This is a genomic window from Parachlamydia acanthamoebae (assembly GCF_000875975.1).
In the GTDB taxonomy this organism is placed as follows: domain Bacteria; phylum Chlamydiota; class Chlamydiia; order Chlamydiales; family Parachlamydiaceae; genus Parachlamydia; species Parachlamydia acanthamoebae.
This window is the reverse complement of the sequence record NZ_BAWW01000033.1, coordinates 1-24482: the sequence shown is the minus strand read 5'-3', so window position 1 is coordinate 24482 and position 24482 is coordinate 1. Positions and strand designations below refer to the sequence as shown.

General features: G+C 40.7%; 18 protein-coding genes and 1 pseudogene. 5 read left to right on the top strand and 14 right to left on the bottom strand.

Annotated elements, in window-relative coordinates; genetic code table 11:
* Nucleotides 1–47: 47 nt before the first annotated feature.
* Nucleotides 48–530, top strand: a complete 483-nt coding sequence (locus tag AOM43_RS07280; RefSeq protein ID WP_148265751.1) for a class I SAM-dependent methyltransferase — start codon at nucleotides 48–50, stop codon at nucleotides 528–530.
* Between the two features lie 15 nt (nucleotides 531–545).
* Here the strand turns inward: AOM43_RS07280 and AOM43_RS07275 are convergent, their stop codons facing one another.
* The 13 genes from AOM43_RS07275 to AOM43_RS07215 form a co-directional block, all read right to left on the bottom strand.
* A complete protein-coding gene (locus AOM43_RS07275; protein ID WP_013925695.1) occupies nucleotides 546–821 on the bottom strand; it encodes a hypothetical protein in 276 nt (91 codons plus the stop codon).
* Nucleotides 811–1044 carry a hypothetical protein gene (locus AOM43_RS07270; RefSeq protein WP_013925696.1) on the bottom strand — a complete coding sequence of 78 codons (234 nt, stop codon included), beginning with the start codon at nucleotides 1042–1044 and terminating at the stop codon, nucleotides 811–813. Before AOM43_RS07270 ends, AOM43_RS07275 begins: the two co-directional genes overlap by 11 nt.
* Nucleotides 1041–2321, bottom strand: coding sequence for a cbb3-type cytochrome c oxidase subunit II (locus AOM43_RS07265; RefSeq protein ID WP_006342129.1), 1281 nt, complete (start codon nucleotides 2319–2321; stop codon nucleotides 1041–1043). The genes AOM43_RS07270 and AOM43_RS07265 overlap by 4 nt, the downstream gene beginning before the upstream one ends.
* Nucleotides 2318–3775 (bottom strand): cbb3-type cytochrome c oxidase subunit I, encoded by a 1458-nt coding sequence (locus AOM43_RS07260; RefSeq protein WP_006342130.1) that lies wholly within the window; start codon nucleotides 3773–3775, stop codon nucleotides 2318–2320. The genes AOM43_RS07265 and AOM43_RS07260 overlap by 4 nt, the downstream gene beginning before the upstream one ends.
* Nucleotides 3772–7878 carry a c-type cytochrome gene (locus tag AOM43_RS07255; RefSeq protein ID WP_059359667.1) on the bottom strand — a complete coding sequence of 1369 codons (4107 nt, stop codon included), beginning with the start codon at nucleotides 7876–7878 and terminating at the stop codon, nucleotides 3772–3774. The genes AOM43_RS07260 and AOM43_RS07255 overlap by 4 nt, the downstream gene beginning before the upstream one ends.
* A gap of 18 nt (nucleotides 7879–7896) precedes the next feature.
* Nucleotides 7897–9222: a cytochrome b N-terminal domain-containing protein gene (locus tag AOM43_RS07250; protein ID WP_006342132.1), complete on the bottom strand. Its 1326-nt coding sequence runs from the start codon at nucleotides 9220–9222 to the stop codon at nucleotides 7897–7899.
* A gap of 28 nt (nucleotides 9223–9250) precedes the next feature.
* Nucleotides 9251–9763: a QcrA and Rieske domain-containing protein gene (locus tag AOM43_RS07245; protein WP_006342133.1), complete on the bottom strand. Its 513-nt coding sequence runs from the start codon at nucleotides 9761–9763 to the stop codon at nucleotides 9251–9253.
* A gap of 5 nt (nucleotides 9764–9768) precedes the next feature.
* Nucleotides 9769–9900, bottom strand: coding sequence for a cbb3-type cytochrome oxidase assembly protein (locus tag AOM43_RS13035; protein WP_006342134.1), 132 nt, complete (start codon nucleotides 9898–9900; stop codon nucleotides 9769–9771).
* Between the two features lies 1 nt (nucleotide 9901).
* Entirely contained in the window at nucleotides 9902–11746 is a 1845-nt protein-coding gene (locus AOM43_RS07240) for an FAD-dependent oxidoreductase (RefSeq protein WP_226987444.1), read from the bottom strand.
* Nucleotides 11747–12505: 759 nt separating this feature from the next.
* Complete coding sequence (locus tag AOM43_RS07230) at nucleotides 12506–12838, bottom strand: hypothetical protein (RefSeq protein WP_013925701.1); 333 nt, start codon at nucleotides 12836–12838, stop codon at nucleotides 12506–12508.
* Nucleotides 12839–12926: 88 nt separating this feature from the next.
* Nucleotides 12927–14159: a dicarboxylate/amino acid:cation symporter gene (locus AOM43_RS07225; protein WP_006340430.1), complete on the bottom strand. Its 1233-nt coding sequence runs from the start codon at nucleotides 14157–14159 to the stop codon at nucleotides 12927–12929.
* A 32-nt stretch (nucleotides 14160–14191) separates the two neighbouring features.
* Nucleotides 14192–15310 (bottom strand): tetraacyldisaccharide 4'-kinase, encoded by a 1119-nt coding sequence (gene lpxK / locus AOM43_RS07220; RefSeq protein WP_006340431.1) that lies wholly within the window; start codon nucleotides 15308–15310, stop codon nucleotides 14192–14194.
* A gap of 102 nt (nucleotides 15311–15412) precedes the next feature.
* Complete coding sequence (locus AOM43_RS07215) at nucleotides 15413–16039, bottom strand: D-sedoheptulose-7-phosphate isomerase (RefSeq protein WP_408633527.1); 627 nt, start codon at nucleotides 16037–16039, stop codon at nucleotides 15413–15415.
* Nucleotides 16040–16309: 270 nt separating this feature from the next.
* Between AOM43_RS07215 and AOM43_RS07210 the strand changes: the two genes are divergently transcribed.
* The 4 genes from AOM43_RS07210 (at nucleotide 16310) to AOM43_RS07195 (ending at nucleotide 23865) form a co-directional block, all read left to right on the top strand.
* A complete protein-coding gene (locus AOM43_RS07210) occupies nucleotides 16310–17626 on the top strand; it encodes a hypothetical protein (RefSeq protein ID WP_059359663.1) in 1317 nt (438 codons plus the stop codon).
* Between the two features lie 139 nt (nucleotides 17627–17765).
* Nucleotides 17766–21371, top strand: a complete 3606-nt coding sequence (locus tag AOM43_RS07205) for a bifunctional proline dehydrogenase/L-glutamate gamma-semialdehyde dehydrogenase (RefSeq protein ID WP_059359661.1) — start codon at nucleotides 17766–17768, stop codon at nucleotides 21369–21371.
* Nucleotides 21372–21443: 72 nt separating this feature from the next.
* Nucleotides 21444–23609 carry an ATP-dependent helicase gene (locus AOM43_RS07200; protein WP_006340436.1) on the top strand — a complete coding sequence of 722 codons (2166 nt, stop codon included), beginning with the start codon at nucleotides 21444–21446 and terminating at the stop codon, nucleotides 23607–23609.
* Between the two features lie 31 nt (nucleotides 23610–23640).
* Nucleotides 23641–23865 carry a hypothetical protein gene (locus AOM43_RS07195; RefSeq protein ID WP_039377910.1) on the top strand — a complete coding sequence of 75 codons (225 nt, stop codon included), beginning with the start codon at nucleotides 23641–23643 and terminating at the stop codon, nucleotides 23863–23865.
* Here the strand turns inward: AOM43_RS07195 and AOM43_RS13730 are convergent.
* Nucleotides 23862–24278: pseudogene (locus AOM43_RS13730) on the bottom strand (transposase); the annotation flags it as partial. The gene AOM43_RS07195 and the pseudogene AOM43_RS13730 overlap by 4 nt on opposite strands.
* Nucleotides 24279–24482: the final 204 nt, after the last annotated feature.

The following is a 24482-nucleotide window of genomic DNA, read 5'->3' as shown; positions in this document are numbered from 1 at the left end:
TTTTAATTTCCATCGTGGTCTGGTCATATAAGACTGGAATTTCCCCCATGCCAACAGCACCGGCTGTTAATAAAGCTCTTTTTGCAAATATTTCATTTCTTAATTTAACGGAAGGAAAGATTTACGAATTGGGAGCTGGCTGGGGAACTTTGGCTTTTCCTCTAGCACGGGAATATCCCTCTCACAAAATCATTGGCTATGAGATTTCTTTCTTCCCTTATGTGTATTGTTTGATCCGTCAGCATTTTAGCCATCTTCGTAACCTACAATTTTCAAGACAAAATTTTTTCCACCCCTCTTTAAAAGATGCGGCACTCGTGGTTTGCTACCTGTATCCAGGGGCTATGCGCAAATTAAAAGAAAAATTTGAAAAAGAATTAAAGCCAGGTTCTCATGTAATTAGTAATACGTTTGCAATTCCCGGATGGACTCCCTATGACACGTGGATTGCGAATGATCTCTATCAAACAAAAATCTACGTTTATCGCATTCCAGGTTCAATGCCTCTCAAAAAAACACTCGCTAAATAACGGGTCTTTTTTGAATCAGTACTTTTTTTGTTCCGTTACCTTCTCAAAAGAAGCAGGATCATTTTGATTTTGGATTGGAAATGTCGTGTTTGCCGCTTTTTGAAGCTCGTGCCAATGCCCATTTTCCATGAAACCTGGGATACTCCCATTCCAAAAAAAGTAAAAGCAAAAAAAGCCCCAAATGGGCAACAAGATATAACTCAGTAGCAACCAACGAGGTACCTTGGCATCCGCACTCGTTACACGTGGATCACCGTATTCTTCAATTTCGTGGCTTGTATCATGTGTCATGTCTTTCCTCACTTATTCCTACATCGTCTTTAATTTGCAGCATATGTAATTTTGCTTCTTCATCCATGTGTAGCTTCTTTGCTCTCCAAAGATATAAAAAAATAAATACGGCGCTTCCTCCAAAAAAAAAACGCATAGCATATCCCATGTAGGTGCCATAAGCGCCTACTCCATCGAAATACTTGTCAATGATAGCTAAAAGAACCAAAAAGTTGCCCATCATGGTAATCTCCTTAATCCTTCGATAATTTCAATAGTCTGAATCGGATCTTTCCCTGTCCACCAAGCTTGTGTAGGGGGTGTAATGCGGGTTCCCTTGGTCATTAAATATTGAAAAATAGCTTCAAAACGGTGATTAGGTACTCCCATACCCGCTTTTGAAGTTCCACGTGGGTCAAAATCAAAGAAATGCTGAAAAGAGGGCATAATGGAACCCTTACTTGCCGTCTTAGGTGACCAAAAATGGGACATATGCCAATCACGGCTGGGTTTTTTAATTCCTACACGAGACAGATCTGGTCCAATTCGACGGGTCCCCGGAAATGTGATGTATTGATAAATGTATTCATTTGCAGACGAGGGTGGGGCAGGAAACGAATCAGATCCATTCAAAACCACGTCTTGCACTAACGTTCGCGTTTGATCTGTATGACAATACCAACATCCTTCAGCCGCATAAATTTGTTCTCCTTCATGAATAAATTCCTGACGAGAGCGAAAACCTAACGCATGACCGCGTAATTCCTGAATATTTTTTATAGACTCGCCTTTTGGATCGTATTGCCACCCTTTCTCCTCTCCAAACGTATAGTAGGAAATGCGATATTCAATCGGATTGTGCACATAAATAACCCCTTCACTTTGGTGATAAGGCTGTTTGATAGATTCATCTAAAATCTTAAAATCTCGATCGACCCAATCTTGTAAAATACCTTGCAACGGAGCTAAAGCAAATGCTTCAGAAGTTCCTGGATCATACAATTCCAATAGGGTATAACGGGGTTTCGGAAGATCCTCTTTTTCCCAATCTGGATTTGCGTTCTCCCACGCTTTTTGCAACTCTATTTGTTTTGTTTGAGCGATTTCTACAGGATTATATTCCTTCCCAGACTGAGCCACAGGGATACGTAAAAGCAAGAGACGCGAAGTTAACTTGAGCGTATGATCATCAACAGTAGTGATATACTTTTGGAGCTCCTTGGGAGCAATGATCCGTACAGTTGGATCCTCTTTAAAGGCCAATAACATATGGTCACTTTTAAGATGAAATACCGTTTGGACTTCATTCGTCTTTAGAGGAGCACTGCTAATGTAAACATGAGGATCCATCACCTCATACATCTGCACTTGGTAATCACTCGTCGGATGCGTCCAGGTAGGGTCTACATACCGTGGAGCAAGAAGCGTGACAGCAACAGAACCCGCAAAGAGCAACAAAACACCAATAATCGTGACTACAAAAGATTTTTCGATGTTATAAAAAAAGTTATTCTGGCTCATGACTGTGCCGCCTCTTTTTCCATTGGAATGGTTTCTGTACTTTTCAAAACGATTGTATTGAATATGTTAATTGCAAACAAAATGTTCCCAATTAAGATGATAACGCCTCCAATCCCTCTCCAGATCCACCAAATGCGCATTTCGGCAATTGTTTCAAGAAAAGGAAGAATCGCTAATTTTTGGTGAAATTCAGCGTAAGTCGTTCCTTCCGCCCAGGTTGCCCACATCATCCCTTGAAGATACCCTCCGATCCATAAGGCTAAAAGAAAAGGAAGGCTGCCAAAAAGATTAAGAGAAAAATGCCAGTCAGCAAGAGCTTGAGACCATAAAGGCTTTTTGGTTAAGGCGGGAAGTGCTTGATAGATCCCTGCAATCGCAAAAAAGGTGAAAGTTGCGTAAAGAGAAATATGAGAATGTCCAATCACCCAATCCGTTTTCGAGGTGATTTCATTGATATTTCTCAATCCCATTAAAGGACCTTGAATGCAGGTAAGCAAATAGAAAATATTGCCCATCATGATGAAGCGAATCGGAACATTTTGTGAATACTTTTCCCAGTATCCACTTAGAGTTGCAAAAATATTCGTTACAACCGTCCAAACAGGTATAAAAAGCCAAATTGAAAAGATAATCGCCGTGGTTTGTAACCATTGTGAAATAGGTCCATGGATCATATGGTGAGCGCCCACCCAAGAGTAAACAAAAGCAAGCGACCAAAATCCAATCATAGAAAGGCGGTGACTATAAATCGGCACATTTGCAAGTTTAGGAAGCGCATAATAAGCCGTTGCTAATCCCATCGGAGTGAAAATAAGACCCACAAGATTGTGCACATAAAACCAACTGACATTAACTTTAGAAATCCCTCCCGGAACCCAATTGATAGCAAAAAAACCTGCAATCACAGTAAAAGCAGTCCAGAATAAATTGCCCATCACATACCAAAGAGAGACATACATCTTCTCATATTTGCGTGTAAAAATGGTCATGTACAAATTTAAGCTAAATAAAATCCATGCCAGTGCAAACATCACTTTCGTCGGAATCCAAGAGACATAAACTGGCAATTCAGCATATTCCCAGCCAAAATTTGTGCCCCATGGAAGAGAATAGGTTCCAATAATAAGGGAAGACCACCATAAAGCAATCGTGACATAAGCCAGCTTGCTGCTCCATAAAGGCACGCCACACAAGCGAGGGACAAAATAAAAGAATAAGCCTGCATTTGCAGAAAGCAGCCACAGTAACGTCACATGCCCTACGTGTACAGGACGAATTTTACCAAAATGTATGTATTCCCCGGCAAAGTAATCGGGAAAAATAAAACCATTAAAGGCGATAAACACACCAGTTAACATGCCAATGAGCATGAAAATAATCGCGGGATAAATGAGCCATTTGGCAGGTGTGTCATCAAAAGGAATGGCACTTGCTGAAGATGTGGAGGCTGTCATGTTTGCGTACTCTTCTCTGTTTTAGGAGCTTCGTTAGAAAAATGGATTGTTTTCAATTTTTCTTGAATGTCTTTGTAAATTTTTAGCTCTTGCTTTTGAGCTCTCAAAGCTTCTTCAAAAGCATTAATTAACTGATTTTTAATCTGGTTATATCCACTCAATTCCGCGTTGTAATGTTCCAATTGCTCAAAACGTTCTGGCGATCCTATTTTCCCCTCAATGACTCTTTTTTGCTTTTCTATATCTTCCATTTGATGAGAAATTTCTTTTAATAATTCCTGCTGGATCGCTTCTGCTTGCTTTGTTTTTTCTTCTGAATTTGCAAAAGAAAACGTGTGATCTGAAATGCGATATTCAGGGGTCAATAACCGAATCATTTGTAGATATTGTGCAAAAAATGGCTCTCCCACTTTCTTTAAAATCAATGTGGAGCCAAGATTTTTAAAAAGGGTCTCTTGGTCATTAATGATCAAATTAAAATGTTCGTAAAGATTATCTAAGCTTTTGATTTGATCAATCTTGTCCTGAGTTTCAAGTTGCTGTTTATAGAACTGTGCTGCTTTTTCTGCCCAAGTATTTTCTTCTGCCATTCCGCGATGCAATTGTCGACGATCTTTTTGTATACTTTCCAATTTTTGACGCAATTCTGAAAGTGCTAGTGACGGCTGTATGCGGGCTTGCTCAATGATCTCATTAGCTTTGGCAAATGATTCATAAGTGGTGGTTTTCAGTTTATCTCTTAATGTTTGTTCTTCTGTTAGTGACCGAATAAACATAACGAGTTGTAAGCGCTGGAGTGAAGACGTTTGATCTCCCCAGGGAGTCATAGACGTCCCCGGAACTCCATATTTAATCGAACGGAGCAATCGCAAATCATCCCGACTATGAATCCAATTCAAATTGGTTAACATACGTGGTTTAGCATCAACCATTGTCCCTGCCCGCAGTCCGGCACCATCCGCGTCTTTTCCGTGACATACAGCACAATTTAATTCAAAAAACTGTCTTCCGGCTTCCACATTTTCCGGCGTATAGTATTCTTTTTTGATGTAGTAAGCATATTTCTCTGTGCCACCATACAGATTAGGAATTTCATTAAAAACATCTGTAACATCCATATTTGCTTTTTTTGTGATCATGGAACCGGGCTCTAGAGCAGCAAATAAACCTTCCCCTTTTTCGAATACCTGCTCAAAAAGAGCCGCATGTTCTGAGGGAGGAGGTTCTTTAGCCTTCAACTGAGACCCTTCTCGTTTCAATTCCTCTAATACATCTTTTGGCTCATAGCGCCATTTTGGAATGTCTTCCGTGCTTCTGATCACTTGTCCACCTGGCAATGAGGAGAATAACCAATCCGTTAATTGAATGATTTCATTTTTAGTTAAGACTGGAACCCCATCCGAAGTGGATTTATCAGTTGCGACTTCTCCCCATGGTGGCATAGGTGTTCCATTCACACCATGTGTGATGGCGGCAATCACATTTTCTCTCGAGTAATTTCTCAAAAAGTCTGCATTGCGCAGATTCTTAGGGATCGGATAAATCCATTCGGAGACAGGTCCATTTCCTTGCAAATGGTCACCATGGCATTGTGCACAAAGCATGTCATAGGCAATTTGTGGATTAAATCCATGTTGATTCCATTCCCTGCGCGAAGCATCCCGGTTGCGGATGCCAAGCTTATCTAGCATGTAAGTCAAGGCATAGAACTTACTGTCATCAAACGGAATAACAGGCATAATCGATCTTGCCACATGTGCACTTGGTTGATGGAAGTGATCCATTAACCATTCATCAGATCGGTATACCCCCGACCAATTTGGACGTGGTCCCACTAATCGTCCTAAGCCATATTCTTGAACATAAGCCATTAAGACACGGTGAATCAGCTGTTGCCAATCCTCCATCTCTTTTTGTACTTTCTGTCGCTCCTCAGGAGACTGGGCATTTTGGATAATCTCTGCGAACGGATGATTTTTTGCCCGAGAAACATACTTAAAGCTTGTATATAGGGATTCAATTGTGTTGGGAGATTTTTCCTCTATCTCCTCTAAAATTGAATTTTGACGCACATTTTCCACAATGCGTTGATTGATTTCATCCCGATGTTCTTCTAAAACTTTCGTTAATTGGCTTCCGGTAATCATTTCAGGAACAAGTTGCCTAAACCAATCCCGCTCTTTTTGAAGTTGTTCAAAGGTAACCAATTTGTCTTTCTCAATGGCAAAGCCCACATTGGAATCGAATCCTTTGAGACGGTGGCAGGCCGCACAGCCTTCTGTTGCAAAAACAGTCATGGCGTATTTTAGATTATGTACATTGGCTGGAGTGATCGGTTTTTCTAATGCTGTTTTTTTACCGCCTTCCCATTCTTGTACAGCAAGTTGATAAGCAGCACCCTTGCGAATTGCACTATCATCTCTTTGCGCGAGAAGAAAGGTCATCAAATCTTGTACTTCTTCATGGTCCATGCGGTAATTGGGCATTGTCGAAGTTTTTAAATCCGCTTGAGGCCACACAATGGATTCCTTTACAAACCAAGGATAGCTTTCCCCTTCGCGGGTTAATTCTGGACCAACACCCCCTCTTGACAGACCTGCAATGCGATGACAGGCATAACAGGCTTGCGAAACAAATAATTGTTCCCCGCGGTGGAAGTTATGGGTCAAAATATCCACATCTGTTATCAGGCCTAAAGCATCCCGACTATTTTGAGAAAAAGGAAGTTCTTGATTTTCAACATGCTTCTCTACCACATTTTCCAATTTGACAGCAGCCAGCTTTGTAAAAATGGATCCAGTAGAAACCTGCCCCTCTTCCTCCTGTAAAAATTGATTGAGAGTATCGAGGAAATCTGACGATTTAGAAATCTGCTCTTCCAATTTTTCTGAGATTGCTTGTGAGCCTACAATTTGAATAATTTGCTGCCGAAGATGATTTAAAACGCGTTCTTTTGCGACAGGTGTCTGGATGGCATTTGCTCCCCCAGCAATTTGAAGTAAGCTTTTGGTCTGCTCTCCAATCTTGGTCCGCTCAGCTTGAGAAATCCGATAATCTTCTGCCTCTTTCTTTAAATCCTCCACAACCTTTGGTAAGCCATTTTCTTCAATGCTTTTACGAATGAGAAGCATGGATAAAAGGGCTTCTTTCTCTTTTTCATAGGAAGTCTTGAGTTCTGAAATGCGGGATTTAAATTGGTCGATCACCCGATTCGCATTTGAAGCGGCTGATTGCAATGAGGCGTCACTGGATTGATGACATTGCATACATTTGGCCTGCATCAACGCTCCAGGCAGGATAGGATCTGTTTGGAATAAAAGTCGATGACCGGGTTTTGCATTAAAAACGTGTGCAAACTCAGGATCATTTTTAGCATCAGGCTCAGTAAACTGGGGTTTTTCCCCTACATATTCAACTTCATAATCCCCATCAAAAACAGGACCATGCGCCGTTTCCGTTGTTAAACCTCTTCCGTTTCCCCCGTGGCATGAAGTGCAACCGTATTGCTCCATCGGATGGTACTCAAATGGACGTGTTTCTCGCCCAATAAGAGGATGCATGGTCAAGACTTTTGTCACATCAAAAACGTGCTCTCCAACCTGAGCCGTCTTTAAAGACTTTAGCTTCTCCGCTTGAGAAAGTCTTGCGTTGACTTCACCTTGATGCCCCTGTTCCGTGAGTTGCTGAATCACTTTAGTATCTGTTAATTCTGCGACCTTTTGATTTAATCTTCCCCATACATAATCTTCATTAGGTACTTTTACTGGAAAGCCTTGTTCATCAACTAGAATATTTCCATTAAAATCTTTGGCAATTTTGGTGGGAGAAAAGTGATTAAATTTCATGGTCACGTGGCATGAAATGCACCGATCAATTTTAGCGGGGCCTTTATCACTTCGCTCCATCACAATTTGCTGAATCCCCTTATTAAAAGCCGGGGGAGGAGACCCACTGTAAGTAGATCGAAAGTCTTCTAAAGCCACATAATCATTTTGATAGATCTTGTATTCTGGAAAAATTTCACGATAGAAAAAAACCCCAAATAAAGCAGTCACCACCACACCAAGGAAAATAAGGGCGATTTGGTATAAGTCAGAACGCATTCCTAAATACTCCTTGCATCAGTGTCTCGCAAAATTTTCTGTCCATGGCCAAACCCATCCCCAGTTAGCTCCTCGAAAATAAGTCCCTACAATGATTAAAAGACCTTGAAACGTCATAAATGCCGTATAGAGGAATATGGCTAAATAACGACTACGATGGAACCACACACCTTGACCTTGAGGATTTCTGTCCAAATAAGGAATGGCCATTAACCCCAAAATGATTGCCGTTGGCACACCTACACCACCCCAAAAAGCATCATATGCCACCATTTCTTGAAGACCCAAAAAGTACCAAGGAGCTTTAGAAGGGTTCGGAGGTTTGGTGGGATTGGCCGGTTCTTCCAAAGGCGCGTCGATAAACGAAAGACATAAAACAAGGGCCGTTGTTAACAAAAATGCCACCAACTCAGCCCTCAGCAAATGAGGCCAGGTGAATACAAACTGGTAAGGCCCTTTATCAACAGTGGGACATGTGCCTCTCACCAATTCCATCAGACCATATGTGCGTTTGACACCAGGAGCAAAAGACTCTTTCGTATCCGATCTCTGCACAACGCGCAATGGGTCAGGAATAATCCGATCTGGAGGCCTGGAAAGTCCACCGTCCTTACGGATGCGCCAAAAATGCACGCCAATTAATGTGCCAGCTAATAAAGGTAAAAAAGCGACATGCAAAACATAAAAGCGAATTAAAGCATCTTGTCCAACATTCGTGGAGGCTAGAAGCATCACCCGATTGATATTGTGTTCAAATCCTGGAATATTAGGGACATATCCCGCAATGTTGGAACCCACCGTAATCGCCCAAAAGGCAAGCTGATCCCAAGGAAGCAAATACCCGGTAAAAGATAAGAGCAGGGTCAATACCATCAAAATGACTCCAATCACCCAATTAAAGCGTCTTGTTCCTTTATAGGATCCCGTGTAAAAAACCCTTGACATATGCAAGAAAACAAACAAAACCATCAAGTGAGCACTCCAACGGTGCATGTTACGATACATCATGGCAAAAGGGGTTGTGTCTTGCCAATCTTTCATGATGTCGTATGCACGATCTTCTGCGGGGATGTAATAAAACATCAAAACAACCCCTGTAAAAACTAAAAGAAGAAACAAGCTCATCGTGATTACGCCTAAACCCAAGGTATAAAAAGGATCAAGCGAGTGCTTGTGACATTTGACAGGGTGGAAATGCAAAAAGAAATTCTTAAAGACAATTTCGGAGCGGTCAACATCATTATTTGGATAGTTATGTCTGAAAATGGATCGCACAAACAAAGCAGGCAGATTAAGAAGATATTCTCCCCACGTTTCTCGAGGTCTTCCCTGGAAAACTTCCATATTTATTCAATCTCCAAAATAATCATATTTATACAGTAGGGGTAAACCATGCTTTTGACCAATCAAGGGTTGTTTTCGATTTATCCACCATGATCTCTCCAGAGGCGCCCAAAAAAACAAGAAAATACACTAATGGCAAAGGAGCAGGTCCGCCTGTATTTCTTCCATATTGATCATATGTTGAGCCATGGCAAGGACAGGCATATCCCGTTTCAACTAAATTGACCGTACAACCCAAATGTGTACATACAGCCGTCTGAACACGGACTTTTCCCGACTGTGTTTCGACAAACACTTTTTGCTTTGGATCGAATACTTTGGCATCTTTGGAAAGCACCTCTTCAGGACGCCCTAGAGAAAAAATGCTAGGAGGAACCTTCATCGCATTCGGATATAAAAATCCTAAAAAAGAAGCACCCACCATTTGCCCAACACCGATCAAACACGCTCCGACTCCCATTAATGCAAGAAAAGAGCGACGCGAAATTAAAGGATCCTTATCATCTGGATCTACATTTAAAGAATTACGATATTTTGGCATTGCCTTTACTCCTCATCACGAAACATCTGGTATTTGACATCTTCCGGATCTTCAAATTGACCTTTTTTTAAATAATATAAGTACACGCATATCCCTCCTACAGCAAGCAAAAGGGTTAAAATGAGATCCCAAAACATCTTAGCCAATCCACCTGAAAGAATAATTCATCGCATCCATGGTTACAGCCTGGGTTGGACACTTCTCTGCACATAACCCACATCGAATACACAAATCTTCATCTTTTAACATAGCTGTTCCCATGATCGAAAGTTCTGAAGGGCTCATGCTGGCCGAGTCGACCCCATAGAAATTATCCACAGCTTTACGCAAATCCCCTTCTCCCAGATCCAAGTTTAACTTGCTAATCGGAACCTGCTTTAAACAATTACAAGGACAAACATCGACACATCCATTGCATTTGATGCATAATGTTCCATCAAAAACAGGGCTTACATGACACTGTAAACAACGATTTGATTGCTGATGAGCTTCTTCATCTGTATAGTTGTTTTCCACCATATTGAGATTATTTACACGTACACTTGGGGGCTGCATGGATGGCAAAGCCCATTTTGTTCGGAGGTAAGTTTTATCCCGCATAGGAGGTAATTCAGTAAATTCGCCCACAAATTCTTGATAGGGATGGGCATTTTGAAGATCCTCATCAATGGCTCGTGCCGCTTCTTGACCATGTCTAATAGCCGTAATAAAGAGAGCAGCTCCAAAAGCAGCGTCACCTCCCGCATAAATGCCCTTAACAGAAGTTCGACAAGTTCCTCTTTCCGCAGCAATAACCCCACGGTCTAACTTGAGTGCATCTTTTTTATCCCAACCATTAAATAGACTCATATCCATCCCCTGCCCAATGGCCAAAGCAATCGAATCGCATTCAATCACAAATTGAGAATCAGGAACAAATTTTGGAGCAAAACGTCCAGTGTGATCAAATAGATAGTAAATAGGTTGAACACGTAGACCTGTGATCCGATTCTGTGCATCTCTTTCAACAGCAATAGGGGCTAATCGATTGATGATTTTGATGCCCTCTTCAAGGCCATCTTCTATTTCAAACTCATCCGCGGTTTGTTCATCGCGTGCTTCTAAACAGACCATAGTGACCTGCTTAGCCCCGTTTCGACGAGATGTTCGGGCAACGTCAAAGGCAACGTTTCCACCTCCCACAACGACCATGCGCTCACCAATTTTCCATTCTTGATCCGCACAGCGCACGCGTAAATATTCAATTCCACGAATCACATCTGGTTGATCAGCTCCTGGAATCGGTAAATCACGCGACTTCCACAATCCAATGCCAATAAAGACGGCATCATATTTGGCTTGAAGTTCAGTCATTGTGATGTCACGTCCAACTTTCATGTTGTAGTGTATTTTGGCTCCCAGATACTCAATAGCAAAGCATTCATTAATCGCAATTTCATTTTTTAAACGGTAGGAAGGCACACCATAAGTTAACATTCCCCCAGGCATGCGCATCATTTCGTAAACATCAACCGCATAGCCTAAGCGTAATAAATCGTGTGCAGCTGTTAGAGAAGCCACTCCCGCACCTATACAAGCAACTTTTAATCCGTTTGGAACGGGCTTAGTTGATCCTCGGGCATAACTCATTTCAAGAGATTTAATATGAGCTTCTTTATCTAATCCGAACCATTCGTCCAGATAACGTTTTTGCGCACGAATGGTGAGAGTTTTATCGACACGATCTCGACGGCATGAGGTTTCACAAGGTGCCCCACAAATCATACCACAAATTGAAGCAAAGGGATTTGGCCCTCTGGCTATTTTGTAGCCTTCCATAAGATTTCCCGCATGCAAAGCCATCATATAACCGCGCGGATCCGTATTGACAGGACATCCATCCCGACAATCGATTTGTCGCAAGTAATAATCCAAATCTGGAATTACTGTCTCATAGATTTCTTGATATGCATTTATTGTGTCTTCTTCAAACACGCTACCCATCCCTTGTCAAAAAAAGAAAACCCTCAACCACATGTCAGCGGGTAAAGTGGCACTTTAGCAAGATAACGCTTTTTTTGAAATAAATAATCTCTTATGTCCTGCATATGACACATTAAAAATGTTGTCAGAAGAGGATATTGCTAAAACTAATTTGAGGGAAGAATGGAAAGTAAAAATTAAGCAAATAAAATTTAACACATTCTTAAAGAAAGTCTTTATGTATATTAAAAATATTAAACGTATTTTTGTTTATTTACATTTAATCTATCTACTAAACTTCCATTTAGTGATAAAAATTTAATTCATTTTAGTTCCGAAGAGGAATTCTTTTTACTAGAAAATAATAACCGTCATCCTGATCAAATTTGTTACAAAACTTTCCACATTCTGCTTTCACATTGAAGCTAAAACAGGCTTTTTATCAACGGTTGAATATTAGTTTGGTGAATCCTTGATGCTTAGCCAAATCAATGAGACCAAACGTCTCGCCATAAATCTTTACAAAATCAGGATATTTGAGAAAGACTACACGCCGGGAGGCGAGATAATGAATTATTTGATTGCTTTGAGTTACCAGTCTCAGCAGATTGATATCCAGGAAAATACTGGATTATATAAGAGATACGCTCATATGAGCAATCTCTAAAACGCCATTTGTATCGGATAATACCCAAATACAATTTGCAGCTATTCCCTCAGAAAATGGATAAACAGATGATAAATTAACTAGACACCTCTCGTTAGAGAGGTGTCTTAATATTAATTACCATAGCCATTAGAAGAGTTATAAGGGACATCGTCTGATGGCTCGACCACTACAGGGGCAGGGTTTGATTCATCCACAAACACGCCGTGACGATTATTATTCCACTCACCCTCATGTCCATAACCATGTCTAAATTCATTGCCATGTCCTTCATCATGAAATCTTTGACCATTTTCATGGTGATTCATTTCGTGATGCTGACCTTCGTGATGGCCGCCACCTTCATGCTCACCTCCTCTAGCCAAAAGTGTAGATTGAGCAGAAAAGGCTAGAGATGAACAAGAAAGAGCAAACAAGGATAGAAACAAAAACTTACGAGGAAACATAACGCACCTCCTTAGTGGAATGTGATATGTTTTATTATAATATTTTTTGAATTAAATAAACGAACTTCTTTCGATAAGGAGTTTTTTTTTAAATATCACTCCCCTCTAATTCAACTAATTCCTCATGATAATATTGTCGTTCATCTAATTCCCCTTCCTGCTTCGCCACGTAAATCGCACAAACTGCATCACCCAAAATATTTAATACCGTGGAACCCATCTCACGAATACGGTCAATACCTGCTAAAATAGCTAATCCTTCAATTGGCAAACCAATCGAGGTAAAGACAACTGTCAGCATAATAAACCCTGAACCAGGGATGCCGGCAGCTCCAATAGCGGAAAGAGTTGCCGTTACCGTAAGAGTAATCAAGCTCTGCCAGTCCAGTTCGATCCCGTAAGCATGCGCAATAAAAACAGCAGCCATGCCTTGAAAAATTGCAGCGCCATTCATATTAACCGTTGATCCAAGAGGGAGCACAAAATTCGAGATATTTTTGGAAACCCCCAGGTTTTCTTGCACGCAATGCATCGAAACAGGAAGTGTAGCGGAACTGCTGGAAGTTGAAAAAGCAACCATAATCGCGTCACTCATTCCTTTGAAAAAAGGTAAGGGACTAAGCTTTGCCATAAACCATAAAATTGAGCAGAATACCACAAGACAATGCACAATCGCAGCTGTGTAATAAGCGAGTAAGAATTTAATGAGAGGGATAAGCACAGCAATCCCAAAAGATCCTGCGACAGAAGCCATAATAGCAAACACCCCAATCGGAGAAAATTCCATCACAATAGAAGTCATCCGATACATCACATCTGCCAAAGATTCCATAAATTCAAGAAGAGGTTTCCCTTTTTCTCCAGCAAAATTAATCGAAATGCCTAGAAAAAGAGCAAATACAATGATTTGCAATACATTTCCTTCCACTAAAGATTTTATGGGATTATTAGGAACAATGGACAACAAAATTTCGCTTAAACTAGGAGGTGTTTGAAGAACAATTTCGGTCGATTGCTTTAAATTCAGACCTTCTCCTACCTGAAAAATCTGAGAAAACAAAAGTCCCATCACGATGGCCGCCATCGTCGTAAATGCAAATACCATCAAGGACTTTAATCCTACACGCCCCAACTTTTTTGGATCATGGATACTGGTAATTCCCACTGTCATCGATGCAAGCACAAGCAACATTATAATCATGTTGATGAGGCTTAGAAAAACACCTCCAATAGGCTTGAGAATCTCAGCCTGAGGGCCCCATATCAGTCCTGTTGCCACACCTAGAGCAAGGGCTATTAAAATTTTTAACCATAGCTTCATTAGTATCTCCTCAAGATCTGCCAAGCGTTGCCTTATATGCGATTCTGTAGTTCACTCTTCACTTTCGCAATAAAAGCATTCCACTCAAAAACTCCCTGTACAATTTGAAGTTGGATTTGCACCCACACGACAGGAAGGCAAAGTTTCTGCGGATCAACAAGCTTTACTTGATCTTTTTCTGTACAAACTAAAAAATTAGCTCCGCAGTTTTTGCATAATTTAGCAAATTTATTTAATTCTTGCGTCTCAAAATCTAAATGATCTCTTTCAAAATGGGAGGCAACGACTTCTGCCCCCAGCTCTTTCAGCGTTTGAAGAAAGTAGTCGGGGTGTGCAATGGCACAAAAAACGCCGATTTTTACTCCTTTCAAATTAATAGGGGCATGATCAATCAATGACCATACGCCACAAACATTGGCTCGCGTCGCTATAATTGGTGAAGACGAATAAACAGCAATTTGCTTTTTAAGCCTATCATATTCTGCATCTGAATAAACATGGTTTAGTATAATTATGTCTGCACGCGCAAGAGATTTTAAGCTTTCTCGCAAAAAACCTCGCGGCAAGTAGTAGCCTCCTCCGAAAGGATTAGCTCCATCCATTACCACCACTTCAAAGTCGCGAGCAAGACGACGGTGCTGCATCCCATCATCCAATAAGAGAAGCTGCCCCCCTGTCTTCGCAGCTAAAACCGCCCCTTTCCGTCTATCTCTTCCCACCACAATCACAACATCAGGCAAATTTTTTGCCAGCATATAAGGCTCATCTCCGCAGAAATTAGCGGGAAGAATAGGACCTTGTCCATCCCCATGACTAAGAATAACGGGTGAAGATAAACGTTCTGCCTGCGAACGGTATCCACGGGATAGAATGACGGCATGATAAGCTTCGGAAAATTCTTGCGCTAGTATTAAAGTCAAAGGCGTTTTGCCTGTTCCCCCCGCCACAATATTTCCAATGCTCATCACAACAGGCACAGGAGGGTTGTATTGACGGAATAATCCCTGATCATACCCCCAGTTTCGCAAAAAGACAATCGCCTGATAAACACAGCTTAAAATCCACAAGGCTCCCTTAATCAAAGAAGGAAAGAATCCTTTGCGCTGATCTGTGATCACATGAATAATGTAAGTTTCTATAAAGGCAAACATTCCTTCTCTTCCATCTTTTTAAATAAGAAAAATGGCAGCCCGCTTCGAATTATGTCAAAAAAAACATGATGATGAACAGGAAAAAGAAGCAGGATACAACAATTATACTTCAGCTGTCGCTAAGCAGTTGCATTCATGTTGAGATGATGGAGAAACAGAAAACAGTGTTTCTTCAATCATTTCAATTAAAATGTGAATAATCGCCATGTGGGCTTCTTGAATACGATCAGAAGTTTTAAAACCTTGAATGATAATTTCAAAGTCTGCAAATCCTTTTAGCTGTCCTCCATCTTTGCCGAGAAAAGCGACTGTTTTGAGTCCTCGCATTTTCGCCGCTTCAAAAGCACGGATGATGTTTTTGGAATTCCCACTGGTTGTTAAACCCACAAACACATCGCCAGCTTGACCATAAGCCTCAACGCTCCGAGAAAAAATGGATTCAAATCCAACATCATTTCCCGTGCAAGTAATATGGGCAGAATCAGAAAGAGCAATGGCTGGAAGAGCGGGTCTTGATTGTCTAAAATAGCCTGTCAGTTCTTCGGCAAAATGCATGGCATCACAAAGGCTTCCACCATTACCGGCAATCAACACTTTCTGACCATTTTGAAAGGCAGAGGCAAGCGTAAGAGCTACATTTTCAATAAACATATGAACTTCAGGATTGTCAAGTTGTGCAATTACAGCCGTACACTCTCGCAGAGAATGCGCAATCAACTTTTTCATGATAGACTCCTTATCTTATCCTGTTGCGTTTATTGAAAAGCAACAACAATTACTACCTCATTAGTTTACGTTATTCGGTTCATTCTATAGATATCTTAAAAAAATGGAAAGGTAAAAAAAAGACTATTGGTAATTTCACAAATCCCCTAAAAGTTTGTGTAAATAAACTACAACGGATATTTTTATAAACAAAAAAGCTTTTTCATCACCCATTTGCTTTAATGCTAATATAATGTTATAATTAGTTAATTTTTTTATAAAAAGAAGAGTTTCATGCCTCCTGAAAATTTTATTGCTTTTGTCAACCAATCCAATGCACCTCTTGATTCCCTTTATCAAAAAGAGGACCATTTTCAAATGCATCAAGGGAAAGGATATAAAAAATTATCTGAGAACAAAATCATCGGTCTCGTTTCTGCATATCTTAAGCTCAATCCCTCTCCTTCTAACCCCTCTTACGAAACCGTAAAAAATATTTTGACCTCTATTTCACAGCCTCAACCAAAAAACACAACCCATAAAATCATTTTGTATGTAAAAGAGTTCTTTTCTAAAATTAAAAATTTTTTATTGTTCAGAGGATTTCACACTTCCCACTTCATTGCACAAAAAAGAGCTCAAAATTTACTTCACCACCTGTCTATTCCTGCTGCAAGAGTGGATAAAAAAGAGAAGAAAAAACAAGATTACAATTTATGGAATAAAACGTTAATCACCCATTACCATTGCCTAGTCAAACAACAGTACTCTGGGGATGCTCTCTTTACTTGGAGTCGCTATTCCGATGGCAATATTAGACCCAGTACACTCGGATTGACTCAAATTGCAAACCTATTAAAAGCAAGGCATCATTTTGAAGATCATCTTTTGCATGTGTGCCCCTCTCTTCAAAACCTCTCACAAAAACTCAAAGCTCTTGAGAAATTAGAAGGAGACCAGCGGATCGCATTTATTGTGCCAACACACTCATCTTTGTGGGGTCATGATCAAACTAATGTCGTTCCGAAACGCACCGAGACATCCGGTCAGCACATTATTGCCATTGTTGCAGAAAAAATAGGAAATGCATTGCATATTGCCCTTTTAGATCCCATGATTCGACTTGGAAACGAGACCATTACGCCCTCTCGTATTGGCTTAGAGAAGGAGACTGATTTTTCAGAACAAGAGCTCATTTTAAGCCATATTTTAACTGCTGAATTGAATCCCGATACAACAACACTCTATTACTCTGGTGTGTTGAGAGAAAAATCAAATGGTTGTTGGGTTTTCGCTCTAAAAGATGCGGTTAATTTTTTAAAACACCCGTATTTTTTTACAGAGGTTGGAAAAAATTCCCCGACCAGCCAAACAATTGGTAAATTAATATTAAAAAAAATAGAAACTCTACCCGCTGATTTTATGAAGGTCGCTCAATTTTCTCCATCCGATTTTGAAGCCTACCTGCGTTTGCATCCAGAGCAAGACACACCAAAATTTAGAAAAAAAATTGCAAAGCATCAGATTGGAAATCAAAACTGGCGAGTTGGTCGCGCGACAGTAAAATGGATGAAAGTTTTGACCGCACATTCCGATACCCAACGTTCCTAATCCAGTTGGTTGATTCTGAAGAAAATTTAGCAACCCTCCCTGAAAGGCTTTCGATATAAGAGGATGTTCTGTTAGGATAAATATAATATCTTAGCAACAACTTTCCCATTTGTGGATTAGCTCATGAAGGAAGAGATTCATGGAAGGCTCTCGTTACATCACACAATCCAAAAAAATTATTCAGGATCTCAAAGGCAAATCGCTAACAGTCGAAGAGCGACGTGAGCTCGCCATTGAACTCGCCACGTTGATTCAAAAAGAAGCGCGTCGAACGATTTCCAATAAAGAAAGACGGATTCTGGCTCAGCTCGCCCGCATGATGAATGATCCGTCAGGTAAACTTTTTACTATCCATATGACAGATCAATGCTTCCGTAGCTCTAAAGTCACGCGCGTTGCAGATCAACTTTTATACCTGCTTAACAAATACGGGGTTCCTTCTTATCTTTCTTATGATAAACAGTTTCAACTACACGCTTTTAAATGGGTCGCAAATAAAATTCCAAGTATCGCTGTACCTCTCACAAAAAGAGCATTAAGAAAAGAAACAGCTGCCGTTGTTCTTCCTGGTGAATGGAGTACTCTTTCAAAACATGTTCGAAAAAGAAGAGATGAAGGAATTCGTATCAATCTCAATCGCCTGGGAGAGGCCATTTTAGGTGAAAAAGAAGCCGAAAAGCGTTTAGAAAAGTATATTGAAGATCTATCTAAGCCAGAAATTGAATACATCTCTGTTAAAATTTCCACCCTTTCAAGCCAGCTTAATCTTATCGATCGTGAAGGCACGCTTAATCATTTAGCTCAAACCTTAAGAAAGCTTTATCGCGCTGCTCAGCAGTATCAATATGTCCAGCCAACTGGAATGCGCACCTCTAAATTTGTTAATTTAGATATGGAAGAATTTCGCGATTTATACCTCACCGTGGAACTATTTAAAAAAGTTCTAGAGGAACCGGAATTTCTGAAATATAAGGCTGGAATTGTTTTACAGAGTTATATTCCTGATTCCTTCCTTCTCCAGCAAGAGCTCACGGTTTGGGCTTTGAGACGAACGGCTAATGGAGGAGCCCCCATTAAAATTCGTATTGTAAAAGGTGCAAATCTAGCGGCGGAAAAAGTGGATGCCTCCATGCATGGATGGCCTCTCGCAACTTATCAAACGAAATTGGAGACGGATGGGAACTTTAAGCGGATGCTCACCTATGCAGCACAACCTGAGCATGCAAAATCTGTTCACATTGGAATTGGAAGCCACAACCTCTTTGATATCTGCTACGCCATCGTACTGACTGCTGAAAAAGATATTTGGCCTTACATGCAATTTGAAATGCTTGAAGGAATGGGAGCCCCCCTACCAAGGGTTGTCAAGGAACTCACAAATGATCTTTTGCTTTATTGCCCAGTAGCAGACAAAGAACATTTTCAGAATGCAGTGGCCTACCTTATCCGCCGCTTAGATGAAAACACGTCATCAGAGAATTTCCTTCGCTACCTTTTTAGCATGATCCCCGGAACAAAGCATTGGCAAGCACAAGCAAATCTATTCTCCTACGCTTGTCATACCATGCAAAATGTGAGCATTAATCCCAAGCGAAACCAAAATCGTTTTTTCCCACCGCAGGATCCTCCTCTCATCTCCCCTTTTTTGAACGAAGCCGATACCGACTGGTCTCTTCCAACAAATTCAAAATGGGCAGAAAATATTGCAAAAGATTGGAAAAATTTTTCTTTTGAGCCTGTTCCTCTGATGATCGCGGGAGAAATGATACATACCAATAATCCCGATTTAACAGCACACGGAATAGCCCCATCTAATCCTAACAAACCTTTATTCACATATTCCTTAGCTAATTCTTTACAAGTGAATCAAGCGATTGAAGCTGCGTTGAAAGCTTATCCAAAATGGCGAGAAACATCCTTTCAAGATCGTTCTCTTCTACTTGCAAAAGTAGCTCAAGCATTCCGCACTAATAGAGGGAAATTGATCGGGGTAATGATTGCTGAAACGGGCAAAACAATGGCTGAGGCGGACGGGGAAATATCGGAAGCCATCGATTTTATTGAATATTATCGACGTAACGCTGAGAAATTTGGACTATTTCAAGATATCTCGTGGTCTCCAAAGGGGATTGTAGTGGTTACCCCACCTTGGAATTTCCCTTGTTCTATCCCAACGGGTGGCATTGTCGCTGCTCTCGTTACTGGAAACTGTGTACTTTTTAAACCTGCCCTTGAAGCCGTATTGGTGGGTTATACGCTAGCACAGATCTTGTGGGAAGCCGGAATTGATCCACAAGTTTTACAATTTATTCCCTGCCAAGATGATCCGGTTGCAAGTGAGCTCGTGAAAGATCCTCGTGTTTCCACCATCGTCTTAACAGGCGCTACAGCAACGGCCAAACACTTACTTAAGCTAAGACCTGGAATGAATTTGGTGGCTGAAACGGGAGGAAAAAACACCTTAATCATTACAAGTTTAGCTGATCGTGATCTCGCCATTAAAGACCTCATGCATTCCGCCTTTTCGCATGCGGGACAAAAATGCAGCGCCTGCAGCTTAGCTATTTTGGAAGCAGAAGTCTACGATGATCCACTATTCCGAGCTCAACTTTGCGATGCAGTCGCAAGTTTGCCGGTTGGATCTCCCTGGAATCTCTCAACACGCATCAATCCTTTAATTCGTCCTCCAAATGAACATCTTTTAAAGGGATTAACCACGCTCGAAGAAGGGGAAGAGTGGCTGCTTGCACCCAAGCAAGATCCTGAAAATCCCCATCTTTGGAGTCCTGGGATCAAAATCGGCGTCACAAAGGGAAGTTTTACTTATACAACCGAACTCTTCGGTCCTGTTTTAGGAATCATGCGAGCAGAAAATCTCAAACATGCTTTAGAGCTGGCCAATGGGACTTCTTATGGGTTAACAGCGGGTCTGCATTCTTTAGACGAACGTGAGCAAGACTACTGGAAGCAGCATATTCAAGCAGGAAACTGCTATATCAACCGCACCATTACAGGCGCCATCGTTCAAAGGCAACCTTTTGGTGGATGTAAGCAAAGTAGCTTTGGACCTAGCATTAAAGCCGGCGGTCCCCATACACTCACACAATTTATGCATGCAGAGCAAAAAAACCTTCCTGAAAACCACGGTCAAACTCCGGCCTTCACCGCTGAAATAGTGGAGCATCTCGAAAAATCAGGATTTTCCCAGGAGCAAGTGACCCGCTGGAAGGCGGCTATCACAGACTATCAACAATCATGGACCACCTATTTTAGCCGAGACCATGACCCTTCTAAAATTCTAGGACAAGACAATCTTCTGCATTATACCCCCTATCCAAAAATGTTTTTTAGAATTCAGGATGCAGACGACTATGTGGATGGTCTACTTGTCATGGCTGCGGCACATATCTGTGGAACCCCTCTTGAAATCAGTGGAGATCAAAAACAACTCGGGATGTTAATCCAAGCGGATTGGATCAAACACTTCTCTCTGCTCACTCTAAAAATAGAAGCGGAAGAAAACTTTATCCACCGAATTTCAGAAACTCAAGACGGACGGATCCGACTGCTTTCTTCAAGTACGCCTGCTTTACTTGAAATGCTAGCAAAGAATAGCTTTAGCTTGGTTGTATCCCCTGTTTTAGCAAAAGGATATTTAGAGTTAATCAAATATCTTCGCGAAGTGGCATTTAGCATAAATTATCATCGTTATGGGAATTTAGGAGATCGTGAATTCCAGGTTTAAATAATATCCCTTTTCTGCGAAAATTGTTTCTCAGTTTTTAGTCTTTGACGACTTCGTGGAAAAAAGGATATTATGAAAAATCTTAATGATCAGCAAGTTCGCGCTATTCAAGCTTTAGAGGGTCCTTTTTTAGTGCTTGCGGGTGCTGGATCAGGAAAAACACGCGTTGTGACGCAAAGAATTGCGCATTTAATTGATGAAGGCATTCCTCCTTCCCAAATTTTGGCTGTGACTTTTACCAACAAAGCAGCCAGCGAAATGCAAAATCGAGTCAAAGAGCTCACTTTTCATTCTGTTTTAATTAGCACTTTTCATAGCTTGGGTGCACGCATTTTACGCGAATCTATTCATGCTTTCCCTCATTATTCCCGCAATTTTGTGATTTACGATGAAGAAGATGTTTTGAAGGTCATCAAAAATTGCATGGAAGAATTGCACATTTCCGACAAAAAACTTGAACCCAAAGCTTTTAAGCACTTAATTTCTCAAGCAAAGAATGCTCTAAAAAATCCCGATCAAATTAATGATTTTGACGCTGAATCAAATGCGGAGCTCCATTTCCAAAAAGTCTACGCTGCTTATCAACGCCGCATGAGTGAATACAATGCACTCGATTTTGATGATCTCCTCTACTTAACAGTTCGCCTTTTTCGGGAATACCCAGAGATACTGGCCTATTACCAAAATCGTTGGCAATTTCTATTAATCGATGAATATCAAGATACAAATGATGCGCAATATGCCATGGTCACCCACCTTGTAGAAAAAACGCATAATCTTTTTGTTGTGGGGGATCCAGATCAGTCGATCTACTCTTGGCGTGGAGCTAAAATTTATAATATCCTAAATTTTGAAAAAGACTTTCCGGGCGCACAGGTGATCCATCTTGAGCAAAACTATCGCAGCCGTAGCAATATTTTGGATGCCTCTAACGCCTTAATTGACAATAACCAAAATCGCCTTAAAAAATCCTTGTGGAGTGATCGAGGTGCTGGAGAAAAAATCAAACTATTTCCAGCTGAAACAGAAAGGTTCGAAGCGGGATTTATCGCAGAAAGAATCCAAAATTATCACGAACAGGGTATTCCTTATAACGAAATGGTGGTTTTTTATCGGACAAACTTCCAATCGCGTGTATTTGAGGATACTTTTTTACATAATGATATCCCTTATGTAATTGTCGGCGGTGTTTCATTCTATCAAAGAAAAGAAATCAAAGACATTTTAGCTTTTCTACGTATCGCAAATGAAGCTAGCGATTATGTCTCCTTTGCCCGAACAATCAATCTTCCCAAACGGGGCATTGGCGATACCACACTGGAAAAAATCCGCGTACATGCTCAAAAAAATCGGATGTCTATTCTAAGTTTTGCCCAAGCACTCATTGAGCAACAGCCCCTTCCTTTTATCTTTAAATTGAATCAAAAACAACAGGAAGGACTTAAAGAATATTTACAAGTAATTGCTCGTTTACAAGAAATTTCGGCAAAAGGAACCATTCAAGAAGGTGTGGAAGCAGCCATTAAAGAAAGCGGCTACTTAGGTCTACTAAAAGAAGATGCAGAAACCTTCCAAGATCGTAAAGCCAACTTAGAGGAACTTGTTTCAAAAGCAAATGAATGGGAAACCTCAACACCTGAACCCTCCTTATCCGCCTTTTTAGAGGAGCTATCTCTTAAATCCACCATCGATGACACCCATCACTCTAAAAATCGGGTCAATCTCATGACTATTCACAACGGAAAAGGGCTTGAATTTACTGCTGTATTTTTAGCTGGCATGGAAGAGGATTTATTCCCCCATGCCAATTCGAGAGGAAATTTTGATGCACTCGAAGAAGAACGCCGCTTGTGCTACGTGGGAATGACTCGAGCCAAAGAATATTTATACCTGACTTTTGCACGCAATCGCCATTTATGGGGAACCATACGCTCTCAGCGTGCCAGTCGCTTTTTAAGTGAAATTCCACCCAATTTTATTGAAAAAATAATCTTAAACCGACGACCCGACAGTTACCGGCCGCCCATACCAGAATATAAAATGGTTGAACCTGTTATTGCTGTAGAAGAACCTGAATCCCTTGAAACAGGTGACACAATATTCCACAAGGAGTTTGGAGTAGGAAAAATCAACAAATCTTACCAAGGCTCTATAGGACTTACTTACCAGATCTTCTTTGTTAAAGATAACCGCGAAAGAACGCTTGTCGCAAAATATGCTAAGCTGAAAAAATTATAATAGCGTGTTTAATACATTAAAAGGGACTGATATGACTGCTCTTGATTATAGTTTAGTGACACCTCAATATAGCCTTTTGATTGAAAATTATGTAAGACAACACATCAAACCAACCTTCGCTTCCAGATACAAAGAGTTTATCCCTCTAGTTGCTAAAAAAATAGATGAACGTTGTAAAGAAATATTCAGAGCCATCAAGTCATGCCCCACGTTCTGTTTAGAACGGACGTATTCTTTTGACTTAGAACCTGTTTAAAATCTTTTTAAAAGAAGAACGACAAAGTCCAGAATGACCAGATTTAAGCTGGTATTAAGCTTTCTTTCGCAGTTTTTCCATAACCTCTGCATTTTTCCAGCCAGCTGAAAGAACGTTCTACGACCCATCTTTTCGGAATCACTTTAAAAGTATGCAACTCATTTCTTTTTGCTATTTCCACTGTACACCCCAATATTTCTTGAATACTATTTGAAAATAGTTTTCCAGAATATCTTCCATCGGCTAAAACATTTTTTACCCCTGACAAAAAACTCTTGTTCAATGAACATGCTTCTAGAGCCCCTTTTCTATCTTGAGTGTCTACGGGGCTATGTGCGTTTTATGCCTGAGATCTTTTTTCCCGCATCGTATCCTCTATTTTCAGCTGTATCCGTATACTTAATGCTTGAGCTCTTTCCGACCACTATTTTGTCGGATCTCTCCAACCATTTTTTTTAAAACTTGCTCGAGGATATTTTCAGAGTTATGATGATCTTTTTGATCCCATGGACTAAAATAATAATAGACTTCTTTCGAAATTCCTTACGGCAACTCCAAATTGTGTATCCCCGCGATCAGGTTAAATCTTAAGCCAAACCGTTTTCTTCGATTCCTAT

What these genes read in the sequence shown, in the direction of transcription:
- AOM43_RS07200 (WP_006340436.1), top strand. Translation starts at nt 21,444, where the DNA reads ATGAAAAATCTTAATGATCAGCAAGTTCGCGCTATTCAAGCTTTAGAG.
- AOM43_RS07250 (WP_006342132.1), bottom strand. Translation starts at nt 9,222, where the DNA reads ATGGAAGTTTTCCAGGGAAGACCTCGAGAAACGTGGGGAGAATATCTT.
- AOM43_RS07275 (WP_013925695.1), bottom strand. Translation starts at nt 821, where the DNA reads ATGACACATGATACAAGCCACGAAATTGAAGAATACGGTGATCCACGT.
- AOM43_RS07240 (WP_226987444.1), bottom strand. Translation starts at nt 11,746, where the DNA reads ATGGGTAGCGTGTTTGAAGAAGACACAATAAATGCATATCAAGAAATC.
- AOM43_RS07280 (WP_148265751.1), top strand. Translation starts at nt 48, where the DNA reads ATGCCAACAGCACCGGCTGTTAATAAAGCTCTTTTTGCAAATATTTCA.
- AOM43_RS07255 (WP_059359667.1), bottom strand. Translation starts at nt 7,878, where the DNA reads ATGCGTTCTGACTTATACCAAATCGCCCTTATTTTCCTTGGTGTGGTG.
- AOM43_RS07205 (WP_059359661.1), top strand. Translation starts at nt 17,766, where the DNA reads ATGGAAGGCTCTCGTTACATCACACAATCCAAAAAAATTATTCAGGAT.
- AOM43_RS07245 (WP_006342133.1), bottom strand. Translation starts at nt 9,763, where the DNA reads ATGCCAAAATATCGTAATTCTTTAAATGTAGATCCAGATGATAAGGAT.
- AOM43_RS07195 (WP_039377910.1), top strand. Translation starts at nt 23,641, where the DNA reads ATGACTGCTCTTGATTATAGTTTAGTGACACCTCAATATAGCCTTTTG.
- AOM43_RS07260 (WP_006342130.1), bottom strand. Translation starts at nt 3,775, where the DNA reads ATGACAGCCTCCACATCTTCAGCAAGTGCCATTCCTTTTGATGACACA.
- AOM43_RS07225 (WP_006340430.1), bottom strand. Translation starts at nt 14,159, where the DNA reads ATGAAGCTATGGTTAAAAATTTTAATAGCCCTTGCTCTAGGTGTGGCA.
- AOM43_RS07210 (WP_059359663.1), top strand. Translation starts at nt 16,310, where the DNA reads ATGCCTCCTGAAAATTTTATTGCTTTTGTCAACCAATCCAATGCACCT.
- AOM43_RS07265 (WP_006342129.1), bottom strand. Translation starts at nt 2,321, where the DNA reads ATGAGCCAGAATAACTTTTTTTATAACATCGAAAAATCTTTTGTAGTC.
- AOM43_RS07270 (WP_013925696.1), bottom strand. Translation starts at nt 1,044, where the DNA reads ATGATGGGCAACTTTTTGGTTCTTTTAGCTATCATTGACAAGTATTTC.
- AOM43_RS07230 (WP_013925701.1), bottom strand. Translation starts at nt 12,838, where the DNA reads ATGTTTCCTCGTAAGTTTTTGTTTCTATCCTTGTTTGCTCTTTCTTGT.
- AOM43_RS13035 (WP_006342134.1), bottom strand. Translation starts at nt 9,900, where the DNA reads ATGTTTTGGGATCTCATTTTAACCCTTTTGCTTGCTGTAGGAGGGATA.
- lpxK (WP_006340431.1), bottom strand. Translation starts at nt 15,310, where the DNA reads ATGTTTGCCTTTATAGAAACTTACATTATTCATGTGATCACAGATCAG.